The following is a 13,239-nucleotide window of genomic DNA, read 5'->3' as shown; positions in this document are numbered from 1 at the left end:
GGCTCAGGGCTGGAGACGTTCAGGCAGCAGACGCTGCAACTGTCCGTCGAACCAGTTGGCAAAGGCCTGGGATGGCACGGCGTCGACCGCCAGGTACCACCAGTCGTCGGCCGCAAAGGGCCGGCACTTCACTGCATCCTTCTCGGTCATCACCAGCGGCAGCGCCGGACTGAACGCCAGGTTCTCGACGCTGAACTGCGCATGATCGGCAAAGGGATGCGGTATCGGCTGCCAGTTTAGCCCTTGCAATGTATTGAAGAAACGCTGTGGATTGCCGATGCCAGCCACGGCGTGCAACGCCTGGCCAGCCGGAAAGTGATCGAGTGGGCGACGCTCGCCGCTGCGCAGATTGACCAGTCCCGAGGGCCGCAGGCCGAAAGCGAAGCCGTCGTCCAGGTCCACCTTTGCGCCGTTGTACAGCACCGCATCGGCCTCGGCCAGACGCTCGACCGGCTCCCGCAACGGGCCCGCCGGCAGACAACGGCGATTGCCCAGGCCGCGGGCGGCGTCAATCAGCACCAGCTCCAAGTCACGCGCCAGGCGGTAGTGCTGCATGCCGTCATCGCACAGGATCAGGTCTAGCGGCTCGCTGGCCAGCAGCGCCTGCACGGCGCAGGAACGGTCGGGGTCGATCATCAGAGGCACGCCTGTACGTTGAACGATCAACAGCGGTTCGTCACCGGCGTGCTGCGCGCTCTGGTCTGCCCGGACACGCCAAGGCAGGCTGGGCGGCGCTGCGCCATAACCCCGACTGACCACCCCGACCTTGAGCCCAAGCAGACGACAGTGCTCGATCAACCAGAGAATCATCGGCGTCTTTCCGGTGCCGCCGACCGTGATGTTGCCCACTACGATCACCGGCACCGGCGCTCGGTAGCTGGCGCTGTCACCCCTGAGAAAACGTGCACGCTTGCGCGTCACCACCCGCCGGTACAGGGCCTCGAGCGGGCGCAACAGCGCAAGCGCCGGATGCCCGGCATACCAGGCCGCGAGCAGACGGTCAGCGAAAGCCATCAAGGAGTACCCTGCGCGGCCTCGACGGTGGTCATGCGCAACTTGCTGAAGCCGAGCTTGCCGGCCGCATCCATTGCGGTAACCACAGCCTGGTGCGGCGTCTTGCCGTCCGCGCTGATCGCCAGCGGCAGGGTGATGTCCCCGCCCGATTCGCGCTCGAGCGCCTCGGTCAAGGTCGCCAGATCGCTCTTGGGCAACAAGTGGTTGTTGACCGAATACACGCCGTCCGCACTGATGGTGATTTCCACAACCTTGCCCTCCTCTGCCGGTGCCTGGGTGGCACTGGCGGCTTCGGGCAGCTCGACGCGCAACTGGGTCTCGCGGGTAAAGGTGGTGGTGACCACGAAGAACAGGAGCAGAACGAACACCACGTCGATCAACGACGCCAGGTTGATGTCCACGTTCTCCCGTTGCCGGTTGCGCCGGAACTTCACGCCTTGCCTCCGGCCACTTCCACTTCGCGATCGCCTTGCAGCACCTCGACCAGCTTGATTGCCTCCTGCTCCATGCCGACGACCAGCTCATCGATGCGTCGCTGCAGGAACCGGTGGAAGAAGACCGCCGGGATCCCCACCATCAGGCCGGCGGCTGTGGTGACCAGGGCCTTGGAAATACCACCCGCGAGAACGGCCGGGTTGGCAGTCATCTGCGAGCCCATGAAGGCGCTGAAGATATCGATCATGCCCAGCACCGTACCCAGAAGGCCGAGCAAGGGGGCCATCGCGGCGATGGTGCCCAATGTACCGATATAGCGCTCCAACTCATGGATGACCCGGGAGGCGGCCTCCTCGATGCACTCTTTCATGATCTCGCGACCATGGCGGGAGTTGGCCAGGCCCGCAGCGAGGATTTCGCCCAACGGCGAATCGGCGCGCAGGGCCTTGAGCTTGTCACTGGTCAGTTGCTTGTCCTTGATCCACATCCACACCTGGCCCAGCAGGTGCGGTGGGGTCACGCGACTGGCGCGCAGGGTCCACAGGCGCTCGGCGACGATAGCCATGGCGGCGATGGAACTCAGAATGATCGGCAGCATCATCCAACCACCGGACTTGACCAATTCCCACACAGTAAGCATCCCCTTGAAAAAGGCCGCCACTCTACCATAGGACCGTGGGGGGCTCATCTGCCGAAGGTCAGGGAGCCGGCCGTTCACATTATGACCTGCGCATGGGCATTCATTGCCCCTGTCGCCAGAACCGCCGCTGCGCCCGCAGTCCCTCGACCTCGCCATGGGTGCCCAGGCGTAGGCGCAAAGCGCCTTCGATCGCGGTGTCATGAACGCTCAACCCGTACCGCCGGTAACGCTCCACGACCTGCGGATGCGGATGACCGAAGCTGTTGTAACGCCCCCGGGAAATCATCACGCCCCTTGGCGACGTAGCGCGGATGAACGGCTCGGTGGACGAGCTGCGACTGCCATGGTGCGGCGCCTGCAACCAGTCGATGCGCGGCGCATCGGTCGCTGCCAGCCAAGCCCGCTCGGCACCAGCCTCCATATCGCCGGCCAGTAACAACCGCTCGCCCTGGGCCTGTACCAGCAGCGCACAGGAACGCTCGTTACCGGCCGGCCCCCCTGCCCACTGCCAAAGCATGAAGTCCACCCCATCCCAGTGCCAGCGCTCGCCACTGACGCACCGGCGTGCCCGCAAAGCCTCCGGTAATTGTTCAGGCTCCCCCGCAAGCACCCTACCCAGCGGCAGACCGCGCCCGATAGCCGCTGCGCCGCCGGCATGATCGGCGTGGCCATGACTGATCAACATCAGATCCAGGTGCTTGACGCCAAGCTTGCGCAAGGTCGGCAACACCACCCGGTCCCCCAGGTCCATGTCACCCTTGGCGGGGCCGGCATCGTAAAGCAGGCTGTGCGTGCGGGTTCGCAGCAGCACGGCCAGGCCCTGCCCCACATCCAGTTGCAGGACTTCAACCTGCCCCTGCGGCACTGGCTCCCGTGGAGCCCACAGAGCCATCAGCATCACGCCCCCCAGTCCACGCAGCGGCACACCCCGGGGCAGCAACAGCAACGCCGCCCCCAATCCGATCAGCAGTCCCGCCCACGGCGTCAATGCCTGGGGCTCCCAGGCCGGACGCCATTGCCCCAACAGCGCCAACTGCTGAAACAATATTTCCAGCAACCCGCCTGCCCACCACAGCAACAGCTCACCGGGCTGGCCCAGCGGCAACAGCGCACTGCCCAGCAGCGCCAACGGCAACACGGCAAAACTGATCCAGGGTACCGCCAACAGATTGGCCAGCGGCGCTGTCAGGCTGATCGGCAAACCCAGCGCCAGCAAGGCCGGCAACAAGCCCACCGCGACCACCCATTGCGCCCTGCTCCAGGCTTGCCACGGCCGCCAGCCGCCGAGGCGCCCGGCAAAGCAGAACACCAGAACGGCGACTGCGGCGAACGATAGCCAGAACCCGGGCAACAGGCTCGCCAACGGTTCGATCAGCAGCACGCCACACAGGGCAGCCAGCAACGGCAGGAGCGCCCCCAGATGACTGAAGTGCAGACGCCAGAGCAGGACCATCGCCAGCATCAGGCAAGCTCGCTGCACCGGCACACCGAACCCTGCGAGCCCGCCGTACCCCAACGCTGAAACCAGACTCAGCGCGCACGCCCAAGGCAACCATGGCAGACGCTGGGGCCACAGGCCCAGGCGCGCCAGCCACGCCACCAAGCCATAGACCAGCCCGGCCACCAAGCCGATGTGCTGGCCGGAAATCACCATCAAGTGCACCGTACCGGTGGCCTGCAACGCCTGCCATTCCGAGCGCGCAAGCCCCGAGCCATCCCCCAGGACCAGCGCCGCCAGGGCACCTTCGCGCCCCTGGGCATCGACTGCCAGCAAGCGTTGGCGCACCGCGTCGCGCCAGTTGTTCGTGGCGGGTGCCAATAACTGCCCAGCCTTGACGGTGCCCACGGCGCCGATCCGCCGCGCGAGAAAAAGCGCCTCCCAGTCGGGACCATGGGGGTTGAGCAGGCCATGGGGTCGCTTGAGCGTGACAGCCAGGCGCCAGTACTCGCCGGCGCTCAGTTGTGGCCCCTCGAACCAGTTCAACTGAAGCCGACGCGGCAAGGCGGTGCGACGCGAGGTAGGCTCCGCAAGCTCGAAGCGCACGGATCGCCCTCGTAGTGCGGGCAATCCCACCACCCGCCCCTCCAGCCACAGGGTTCGCCCATCCAACGCGGATTCCAGACGATCATCCAAGGCGTTTTGCGCCGACCAACAGGCCCAGCTCATTCCGAGGAGAAAGCAACCTACAGCCCTGGCTCTGCCAGGAAGACAAACCACGCCGAGCAACAGCATCGTCAGCATCGCGCCGACCGATGGCAATGCAGGCAGAAAACGCAGGCTCAACAGCCCGAGTGCGAGCGCGAACATCCCTGTGCGCATGAGATAGAGCTCCAGAAGCGAAACAGCCCTCTGAGGCTTAGCTGAAAAGTCGGCCGACCTTGCTCAATAATTGTCACAAACTCTGAACAAGGTCGTCAGGCAAAAAAGGCATACTGCCCTCATTCACCTGCCGGGAGCGTACATGCCGCGCCGTCTCTTCAAACGCTACATGCCGGATCCAACCAGCATCCGCGAACACAAGTCCTTACGCTTTTTCGGCAGATTGCTGCACGATCCCAACCTCTGGCACCTGAACCGCCATTCGGTGGCGCGGGCCATGGGCGTCGGCCTGTTTGCGGCACTGATTCCCATGCCCATGCAGATGTTGCTGGCCGCCAGCCTGGCAATCCCACTGCGGGGCAACCTGCCAATCGCGGTCAGCCTGGTCTGGCTGACCAATCCACTGACCATGCCGCCGGTGTTCTTCGTCACCTACATGACCGGCGCCTGGCTGATGCAGGTGCCGCCCCGCACGCTGCCGGACGAAATCACCGTCCAGTGGGTCACCGATCAACTGTCGACGATTTGGCAGCCCTTCCTGCTGGGCTCGGTGGTGTGTGGGCTGGTGCTGGGCCTGTTCGCCTACTTCGCCACCATGCTGTACTGGCGCTGGTGGGTAGGCCGGCAATGGCGCCGGCGCAAGGCCCAGGGGGCAGCCAGGCACGCCTCAGGCACGCATGCCACGGCCGCTAACCAGCAGACGAACGCACAGCAGGTAAAGCACTGCAGTGGCCACCAACATGAAGGTGATCGCAGTGCCGATACGGATATCCGACACCCCTAGGATGCCGTAGCGGAACGAGTTGACCATGTGCAGTACCGGGTTCGCCAACGACACGGTCTGCCAGAATGGCGGCAGCAAGCTGATCGAATAGAACACCCCGCCGAGGTAGGTCAACGGCGTCAGCACGAACGTCGGAATGATCGAGATATCGTCGAAATTGCGCGCGAACACGGCGTTGACGAAGCCCAGCAGCGAGAAGATGGTCGCGGTCAGCAGCACCACCGCGACAGTGACACCCAGGTGATGCACCTGCAGATGGGTGAAGAACATCGACAGGATGGTCACGATCACCCCGACAGCCAGGCCACGCAACACGCCTCCGAGCACATAGCCGACGAGAATGGTGTGCGGCGATACCGGCGAGACCATCAGCTCTTCGATCGAACGCTGGAACTTGCTGCCAAAGAAGCTCGAAACCACGTTGCCGTAGGAGTTGGTGATCACCGACATCATGATCAACCCCGGCACGATGTATTCCATGTACGTGAAGCCGCCCATGTCGCCGATCTGTCGACCGATGAGATTTCCGAAGATCACGAAATACAACACCATGGTGATCGCCGGCGGCAACAGGGTTTGCGGCCAGATGCGCAAAAAGCGCCGGACTTCACGGTAGACGATGGTGTTGAGGGCGACCCAGTTGGTGCGCAGGTCCAGACTCATACGGCCACCTTCGACAGGTTTTTTTCTACCAGTGACACGAACAGCTCCTCGAGTCGGTTGGTCTTGTTGCGCAGGCTCTGCACTTCGATCTGCTGCAATGCCAGTTGGCCAAACAGCGCGGTGATGCCCATCGCTTTGTCCACCTGCACTTCCAGGGTGTGCGGCGTGATCAGCCGGCACGGGTAGCCCTGAAGCACCGGCGCCTGGGCAAGATCCTGCTTGAGGTCGAGAACGAAGGTTTCCACGTGCAGCTTGCTCAGCAGCTTGCGCATGCTGGTGTTCTCGATGATGGTGCCATGGTCGATGATGCCGATGTTGCGGCACAGCTGCTCAGCTTCTTCCAGGTAATGGGTGGTCAGGATGATGGTGATGCCTTTCTGGTTCAGCTCGGTGAGAAAGCTCCACATCGAACGGCGCAGCTCGATGTCCACACCCGCGGTCGGCTCATCGAGAATCAGCAAGCGCGGTTCGTGAATCAGCGCCCGGGCGATCATCAAGCGGCGCTTCATGCCGCCGGAGAGCGAGCGCGACTGCACATCCCGCTTATCCCACAGGCCCAGTTGGGTCAGGTACTGTTCGGCGCGCTCCTTGGCCAGCTTGGGCGGGATGCCGTAGTAGCCCGCCTGGGTGACCACGATATCGAAGGTTTTCTCGAACTGGTTGAAGTTGAACTCCTGCGGCACCACGCCCAGGCAACGCTTGAGCGCGGCAGGGTCGCGATCCAGGTCATGGCCGAACACATTCACCGTGCCGCTGGTCTTGTTGACCAGGGTGGAGAGGATGCCGATGGTGGTGGACTTGCCGGCGCCGTTGGGGCCAAGCAAAGCGAAGAAGTCACCCTCGGCGACATCCAGGTCGATGCCCTTGAGGGCCTGGAAGCCGTTGCCGTAGGTCTTGGTCAGCTGTCGTATGGACAGGGCGGAACTCATAGCGGGTCAGGTACCGAGAAAAGGGTTCAGGACACGCCAGGGCTGATCACTGGCGCAGTGAGTGCGGCCAATGGTGCAAGCCCTGGCCGCGCAAGTACAGTCATGTGTATCGATAATGACTATCGAAATGACCACGGTGTTCAGGTCAATGCCGTCATTACCGCTGCTTGGTAGGCCGGGCGTTGGCGCAGGCGCTCATACCAGGCCCTCAGATGGTGCATCTGCGGGCGCTCGATCGGCATTTCGAACCAGGCGTAGATAAAACAGCCCAGGGGGATATCGCCCATGCCAATCTGCTGGCCGGACAGGTAAGGCTGGTCCGCCAGGGCCTGGTCGGCGATCGACAGCAACTGCGCGCATTGCTTGTGGGCAGCATTGATGGCCACCCAGTCGCGCTGGTCCTCCGGCGTGCGCAGCAGGCCCCAGAACAACGGCCGGAATGGCGTAGCGAAGGACGAGGTGGTCCAATCCATCCATTTGTCCGCCAAGGCGCGCTGGCGCGGATCGTCCAGATACCAGCCTTGGTCGCGGCCATATTGGGCGCACAGGTAGCGAACGATGGCGTTGGACTCCCAGAGCACCAAGTCGTCATCTTCGAGCATCGGCACCAAGCCATTAGGGTTGCGCGCCCGATAATGCGGCTCGTCCACCACACCGAAGGCGCCGCCAGCGTCGATCGATTCGAAGTCCAGGCCCAGTTCATGGGCAATCCACAGTGCCTTGCGCACATTGCTCGAGTTCTTGCGGCCCCAGATCTTCAGCATGACAGCGTCCTTTGGTATGCAGAGGCCCGATAGTCTACTCCAATCCGCCGGCCTGGTTGGTGAAACACCGGACTGCGCTGAACGCTCGCCGCCATACCCTGTCACTGTTCAGGTCAGGCCGTCCCGCCAGGCAGGTCTAAGCTCTGTGGGATAGCTCGTACCCAATGTTCCATGGAGGAAGGATTATGTTGCTGCTGTGGTTGGTGGTGTTGGTGATCGGTGCGGCGTACCTCACGCATCGGCGCCTGGCTCCCCTGAAGATCCTGGGGGCCGTCGCGGTATATGTGTTACTGATGGGCATCTGGGGGCACGCCCCTGCCTGGCTGCTGGCATTGATCTGGCTGGTATTGGCCTTCAAGACCGCATTTTTGGTATTGCCGCAATGGCGGCGCAAGTTGTTCACCACCCCTGTGTTCCAATGGTTCCGGCGCACGCTGCCGCCGATGTCACGAACCGAACGCGAGGCCATCGACGCCGGCACGGTCTGGTGGGATGGCCAACTGTTCAGCGGCCGCCCCGACTGGAATATCCTGCTCGACTATCCGGCAGCCACGCTGACCGACGAAGAACAGGCCTTCATCGACGGCCCCACCGAGGCCCTCTGCGCCATGGTCAGCGACTGGCAGATCAGTCAGGACCTGGACCTGCCAGCAGAAGCGTGGACGCATATCAAAGCCCATGGCTTCTTCGCTCTGATAATCCCCAAAGCATACGGCGGCAAAGGTTTCTCGGCCTATGCCCACTCTCAAATCGTGATGAAACTGGCTACCCGTAGCGCCGACCTGGCCTCGACGGTGATGGTGCCCAACTCCCTGGGCCCGGCCGAGCTGCTGTTGCACTACGGCACTGAGGAACAACGCAATCATTATTTGCCTCGCCTGGCTCGCGGCGAGGAAATCCCCTGCTTCGCCCTCACCGGCCCACTGGCCGGCTCGGACGCGAGCGCCATGCCAGACACCGGCGTGATCTGCAAAGGCCAATGGCAAGGTGAAGAAGTGATCGGCCTGCGCTTGAACTGGGAGAAGCGCTATATCACCCTTGGTCCGATCGCGACACTGCTGGGCCTGGCCTTCAAGGCCTATGACCCGGAGCACCTGCTGGGCGACACGCAGGATCTGGGCATCAGCCTGGCGCTGGTGCCCACCGATACACCGGGTGTCGAAATCGGCAGGCGCCACTTCCCGCTGGGCGCGGCCTTCATGAATGGCCCCAACAGCGGCAAAGATGTCTTCATACCGCTGGATTACCTGATCGGCGGCAAGGACATGCTCGGCAAAGGCTGGATGATGCTGATGAACTGCCTGTCCGTGGGCCGTTCCATTTCCCTGCCCGCGGGAGGCACAGGTGCAGCCAAGTACAGCAGCCTGGTGACCGGTCAGTACGCACGCATTCGCGAACAGTTCAATGTTCCCTTGGCCGCCTTCGAAGGCATCCAAGCCTCCCTGGCCCGCATTGGCGGCAACGCGTGGCTGGCCGACAGCGCCCGGATACTGACCGCCCAGGCCGTCGACCTCGGCGAAAAACCCTCGGTGCTGTCGGCGATTCTCAAGTACCACCTTACCGAGCGAGGTCGCGAATGCATCCAGCACGCCATGGATGTACATGGTGGCAAAGGCATCATCCTGGGCCCGAACAATTACCTGGCACGCAACTGGATGGGCGCACCGATCTCCATCACCGTCGAAGGGGCCAACATTCTTTCACGCAATTTGATGATCTTCGGTCAGGGCGCGATCCGCTGCCATCCGTTCGTGCTCGAGGAAATGGCCCTTGCCGGGCGCGAGGACCACGAGCAGGCGCTCGCCGAGTTCGATGACTTGTTGATGAAACATATCCTCTTCGCCGCCGGCAATGCCGCCAGCACCCTGGTACTGGGGCTCGGCCTGGGTCGCTTCGAGCAGGTACCAGGTGATGCCCTCAGCCAAGGCTATTTCCGCGCACTGAACCGACAAGCTGCGGCATTTGCACTGCTGGCGGACCTGTCGATGATGATGCTCGGCGGTGCACTCAAACGCCGGGAACGCCTCAGTGCGCGCCTCGGCGATGTATTGAGCTATCTGTACCTGGCTTCGGCGTCTCTCAAGCGCTACCACGACTTGGGCTCACCGGAGCACCTGCAACCATTGCTGCGCTGGGCCCTGGAGGAAAGCCTGGGCCAGTCGGAGGCCGCACTGGATCGCCTGCTCGACAATTGCCCTAACCGCTTCGTCGGTTGCGCCTTGCGTATGCTGGTCTTCCCTCTGGGACGTCGCCACACCGGGCCAAGCGATGAATTGGATGCCGAGGTGGCGGAGTTGATTGGGCGGCGCAAGGGAGACCCTGCGCTTGAAGAGCTGCTGAGCGGCTGCTTCCGTCCGCAGGCAGAAGCCGACCCGGTGGCAGCCTTGCAACGGGCCAGCGACCTATTGGCAGAGTGCGCCCCTCTGCACAAGGCGCTGCACGAGGCGATCAGGCACGGCAAGGTCCATCCCGCACCCGGGCAGTCAGCGATAGACGCTGCCGTCGAGGCTGGCGTACTGCAAGCTGCCGAGGGGCAGCGCTTGCATGAGGCGCAGGCAGCTCGGCGACGGGTGATCGATGTGGACGCATTCGACAAGGAGGCGCTGCGCCCGATCAAAGACGCGATACGCTGACTCCTGGCGATCGGGTTGTGCTGACACGCTCAGCACAACCCGCGCAACCGGCGTATACTCCGCCCCCGTTTCAGCCATACCGAGGACCCTTCCATGGCCAACCCGCACCTGGAGTATCACCTGCAACTGCTTCAGCACCTGCGCACCATTTTGGTCGCCCTGGGTGAAGCCGAGCAGGTGCCGGAAGAGAGCCACGCCCTGTTCCTCGAACGCTTCGATGAACTGCTCACCCTGCTGCCGCAGGATCCACTGGAAAGCCAGTACCTGGGCCAAGACCTGATTTGCCAGGTAATCCAGCGCTACCCGCAGATTGCCCACCTGGTACCACGAGACCTGCTTTGGTTCTTCGGCGGCGACTGCCTGCACTTCATGCCCGATGAAGAACTGGCCGTGTACCAGCAACTCGAAGACCTGCGCTACGAAGCCGAACAGAACGGTGAAGCCTTCGACTGGAACCAGCAAAAGCAACTGCTGAGCCTGCCTGAACAGACACCGAAGCATTGATGCCCCAGCAGGGCAAGCACAGGCTTGCCCTGCCCCCAAAAAAACGGGAGCGCAGGTGCCGACGCCAGAAACGGCAAAAAAAAACGCCCTCTCGTCTGAGAGGGCGTTTTCGATTTGGAGCGGGAAACGAGACTCGAACTCGCGACCCCGACCTTGGCAAGGTCGTGCTCTACCAACTGAGCTATTCCCGCAAATATGAAGCAAACCGCTATTTGGCATGAAGCGCCGTACTGGCCTTCATCGCCACTGCATCGCCATGGACGATACAGCTTTGAATTGGAGCGGGAAACGAGACTCGAACTCGCGACCCCGACCTTGGCAAGGTCGTGCTCTACCAACTGAGCTATTCCCGCAAATGGCGTCCCCTAGGGGACTCGAACCCCTGTTACCGCCGTGAAAGGGCGGTGTCCTAGGCCACTAGACGAAGGGGACATACCCAACGCTTTTCAGCGCACCAGCTCAATGCCTTTCGACAGCGACTGGATTTTCAAGCTCTGCCAGAGGCAGAACTCAGGAAAACTGGAGCGGGAAACGAGACTCGAACTCGCGACCCCGACCTTGGCAAGGTCGTGCTCTACCAACTGAGCTATTCCCGCATTGGCGTCCCCTAGGGGACTCGAACCCCTGTTACCGCCGTGAAAGGGCGGTGTCCTAGGCCACTAGACGAAGGGGACACACACTACAACTTTTCACTCCCTGCCGCGCTTTGCTGTGAGCTTTACGCTGCAAGTGGCGCGCATTCTATGGATGCCTTGAGGGGGCGTCAACCCCTTTCTGGAAATTTATTTAAATCAATGACTTCCGGCTTTAGAAAGACAACAGGCATGATGCGCCCAACGGCTGGCGTTGATTTTTTGACAGCAGGTCGGCAAGCTCGTGGCAAAGTGCTAGCAGAGCAATTCGCAATCCTGTCGGATAGCCCTACCCGGCCATAGGCGAACTCTCCTACACTCAAGTCGGAAATTATCTATTTGACGAGGCGTTAACGGTGACACCACTTCTGATCACCTTGCTCATCGTGGCAGGTATCGCGCTACTGATCGTGATCGGCTACCTCAATAATGTCGTGGAAAACGCCAAGCTTGAGCGCGCTCGCCTGAAAATAGAACTGGCAGAACGCCTGCGTCGCTGCGGCGAAATCAGCGAAACCTTCCCCCGGCAACTCATGACGCCAGCCCTCAAGGTGCTGCTGACCCGCCTGGAGCTCAACCTTTATCAACGTCAATTGGCACTGGACAAGCACAACGCCGAGATCAAGGGACGTATCAGCGAGCTGGAAAGCCTCGTTGCCCAAGGCGACGGCATTGCGATCAACAACCCGCCCAGTCCGATCCAGACCGAGGCCAAAGCCAAGGAAGTGCGTTTTCTCTTGGAGTCGTTGCACAACCAGATCGTACGCGCCACTCAGGAGGGTTTCCTGCAAACCAATGAAGGCAAGTATTGGGTCAAGGAGATTCGCCACCTGTTGGTCCTGCTGCACATCGAGTTCTTCAACAACCTGGGCCAGCAAGCCCTGCAGCAGAACCAACCCGGTCAGGCGCGGCTGGCTTTCGACCGGGGTGTGCAATACCTGCGCAAACAGCAGGACCCCAAGCAATACGACGAACAGCGCATCTACCTGGAAAAGCTCCTGGCCCGTGCCGACGCACTGGTGAAGGACAAGATGGAACCTGCGGAAAACGACGAAAATGCGCTGACCCAAGGTCTGAAGACCGACGAAAGCGAAAACTGGAAAAAGAAAGCGCTCTACGACTGAGGGCTGATCCTCGCGACCACTTCGTCAAACTGCTCGTTGCGCGAAGCAGATAACGCGCTACGCCAGTGTGCACGGACAAAACCGCTCCCACAGAAAAGCGCAGCAAAGACAAGGGGCTTTCATAGGCCCCTTGTCGTTTTCAGCAGTCTGTCAACTCAAGGAAAATCGCCGTCAGGCGTTCCAGCCCGGCTTGATCCGCCTCGCTGAACCGCGCCAGCTTCGGGCTGTCCAGGTCCAGCACACCAATCAGCCTGCCCGCCTTCACCAGTGGAATCACCAGCTCGCTATTGGATGCGCTGTCACAGGCGATGTGGCCTGGGAAGACATGCACATCCTCGACCCGCTGGGTCTGACGCGATGCCGCGGCCGCTCCGCACACACCCTTGCCGAAGGGGATGCGTACGCAGGCCACCTGGCCCTGGAACGGGCCGAGCACCAATTGCTCGTCGCGGTTGAGATAGAAGCCAGCCCAGTTCAGGTCCTCGATCTGATGATAGAGAAACGCAGAAAACTGCGCGGCATTGGCGATGAAGTCGCGTTCGTCGGCAAACAGCGCCTGCACTTGCGCGGCCAGCAGGTCGTAGCCATCGAGGCCGGAGCCGCTGGCGTTGAGGTCGATCATTGTTTCTGCTCCAACAATTGCCGCCCGAACCAATACCGGGCGAACTGATAGGCACAACGGCCATTACGGATGCCGCAGCCGGACGACCGGCGCACGACGAGTTTGTCCAAGGCTTCGCACGATGCCGCCCCCGGGCTAGAGGTGCCGCCAAAGCCCATGATCGAGCGGTAAAGAA

Annotated in this window: 12 protein-coding genes, 5 tRNA genes and 1 pseudogene; 4 read left to right on the top strand and 14 right to left on the bottom strand. The window is 62.0% G+C overall.

Translation table 11 applies throughout. The annotated features are described in order from the left end of the window. Positions 1-3: 3 nt before the first annotated feature. From lpxK to R6G97_RS23050, 4 genes are all read right to left on the bottom strand, one after another. On the bottom strand, positions 4-1,014 hold the full coding sequence (gene lpxK / locus R6G97_RS23065) for a tetraacyldisaccharide 4'-kinase (RefSeq protein WP_182942604.1): 1,011 nt from the start codon (positions 1,012-1,014) through the stop codon (positions 4-6). Then, positions 1,014-1,448 carry an ExbD/TolR family protein gene (locus tag R6G97_RS23060; RefSeq protein ID WP_043214387.1) on the bottom strand — a complete coding sequence of 145 codons (435 nt, stop codon included), beginning with the start codon at positions 1,446-1,448 and terminating at the stop codon, positions 1,014-1,016. The genes lpxK and R6G97_RS23060 overlap by 1 nt, the downstream gene beginning before the upstream one ends. After that, a complete protein-coding gene (locus tag R6G97_RS23055) occupies positions 1,445-2,080 on the bottom strand; it encodes a MotA/TolQ/ExbB proton channel family protein (protein WP_043214385.1) in 636 nt (211 codons plus the stop codon). The genes R6G97_RS23060 and R6G97_RS23055 overlap by 4 nt, the downstream gene beginning before the upstream one ends. Before the next feature lie 109 nt (positions 2,081-2,189). After that, positions 2,190-4,409, bottom strand: coding sequence for a DNA internalization-related competence protein ComEC/Rec2 (locus R6G97_RS23050; protein WP_317847564.1), 2,220 nt, complete (start codon positions 4,407-4,409; stop codon positions 2,190-2,192). Positions 4,410-4,551: 142 nt separating this feature from the next. Between R6G97_RS23050 and R6G97_RS23045 the strand changes: the two genes are divergently transcribed. Further along, complete coding sequence (locus R6G97_RS23045; protein WP_139205743.1) at positions 4,552-5,193, top strand: DUF2062 domain-containing protein; 642 nt, start codon at positions 4,552-4,554, stop codon at positions 5,191-5,193. On the opposite strand, the gene R6G97_RS23040 is transcribed toward R6G97_RS23045, so the two are convergent. From R6G97_RS23040 to R6G97_RS23030, 3 genes are all read right to left on the bottom strand, one after another. Then, a complete protein-coding gene (locus R6G97_RS23040; protein ID WP_043214381.1) occupies positions 5,077-5,856 on the bottom strand; it encodes an ABC transporter permease in 780 nt (259 codons plus the stop codon). The two genes, R6G97_RS23045 and R6G97_RS23040, sit on opposite strands and share 117 nt — an antisense overlap. Continuing rightward, on the bottom strand, positions 5,853-6,785 hold the full coding sequence (locus tag R6G97_RS23035) for an ABC transporter ATP-binding protein (protein WP_317847563.1): 933 nt from the start codon (positions 6,783-6,785) through the stop codon (positions 5,853-5,855). Before R6G97_RS23035 ends, R6G97_RS23040 begins: the two co-directional genes overlap by 4 nt. 140 nt (positions 6,786-6,925) lie before the next feature. After that, complete coding sequence (locus R6G97_RS23030) at positions 6,926-7,549, bottom strand: glutathione S-transferase (protein WP_043214375.1); 624 nt, start codon at positions 7,547-7,549, stop codon at positions 6,926-6,928. A 185-nt stretch (positions 7,550-7,734) separates the two neighbouring features. Between R6G97_RS23030 and R6G97_RS23025 the strand changes: the two genes are divergently transcribed. Both R6G97_RS23025 and R6G97_RS23020 read left to right on the top strand, forming a co-directional pair. Further along, complete coding sequence (locus R6G97_RS23025) at positions 7,735-10,182, top strand: acyl-CoA dehydrogenase (RefSeq protein WP_317847562.1); 2,448 nt, start codon at positions 7,735-7,737, stop codon at positions 10,180-10,182. A gap of 93 nt (positions 10,183-10,275) precedes the next feature. Then, positions 10,276-10,686, top strand: a complete 411-nt coding sequence (locus R6G97_RS23020; protein WP_043209867.1) for a PA2817 family protein — start codon at positions 10,276-10,278, stop codon at positions 10,684-10,686. A 115-nt stretch (positions 10,687-10,801) separates the two neighbouring features. Here the strand turns inward: R6G97_RS23020 and R6G97_RS23015 are convergent. From R6G97_RS23015 to R6G97_RS22995, 5 genes are all read right to left on the bottom strand, one after another. After that, positions 10,802-10,877: transfer RNA gene (locus R6G97_RS23015), tRNA-Gly, on the bottom strand. 86 nt (positions 10,878-10,963) lie between these two features. Next, positions 10,964-11,039: transfer RNA gene (locus R6G97_RS23010), tRNA-Gly, on the bottom strand. A 3-nt stretch (positions 11,040-11,042) separates the two neighbouring features. Continuing rightward, a tRNA-Glu gene (locus R6G97_RS23005) sits at positions 11,043-11,118 on the bottom strand. A gap of 88 nt (positions 11,119-11,206) precedes the next feature. Then, positions 11,207-11,282: transfer RNA gene (locus R6G97_RS23000), tRNA-Gly, on the bottom strand. Positions 11,283-11,284: 2 nt separating this feature from the next. After that, a tRNA-Glu gene (locus tag R6G97_RS22995) sits at positions 11,285-11,360 on the bottom strand. A gap of 314 nt (positions 11,361-11,674) precedes the next feature. Between R6G97_RS22995 and R6G97_RS22990 the strand changes: the two genes are divergently transcribed. Continuing rightward, a complete protein-coding gene (locus R6G97_RS22990; RefSeq protein ID WP_090343769.1) occupies positions 11,675-12,442 on the top strand; it encodes a hypothetical protein in 768 nt (255 codons plus the stop codon). A gap of 139 nt (positions 12,443-12,581) precedes the next feature. Here the strand turns inward: R6G97_RS22990 and R6G97_RS22985 are convergent, their stop codons facing one another. After that, positions 12,582-13,064 carry a GAF domain-containing protein gene (locus R6G97_RS22985; RefSeq protein ID WP_090343767.1) on the bottom strand — a complete coding sequence of 161 codons (483 nt, stop codon included), beginning with the start codon at positions 13,062-13,064 and terminating at the stop codon, positions 12,582-12,584. Further along, a pseudogene (locus R6G97_RS22980) lies at positions 13,061-13,180 on the bottom strand (AAA family ATPase); the annotation flags it as partial. The gene R6G97_RS22985 and the pseudogene R6G97_RS22980, both read right to left, overlap by 4 nt. Positions 13,181-13,239: the final 59 nt, after the last annotated feature.

The organism is Pseudomonas sp. HTZ2 (assembly GCF_033173945.1).
Taxonomy (GTDB): Bacteria; Pseudomonadota; Gammaproteobacteria; order Pseudomonadales; family Pseudomonadaceae; genus Aquipseudomonas; species Aquipseudomonas guariconensis.
This window is presented reverse-complemented; position numbering and strand designations above follow the sequence as displayed.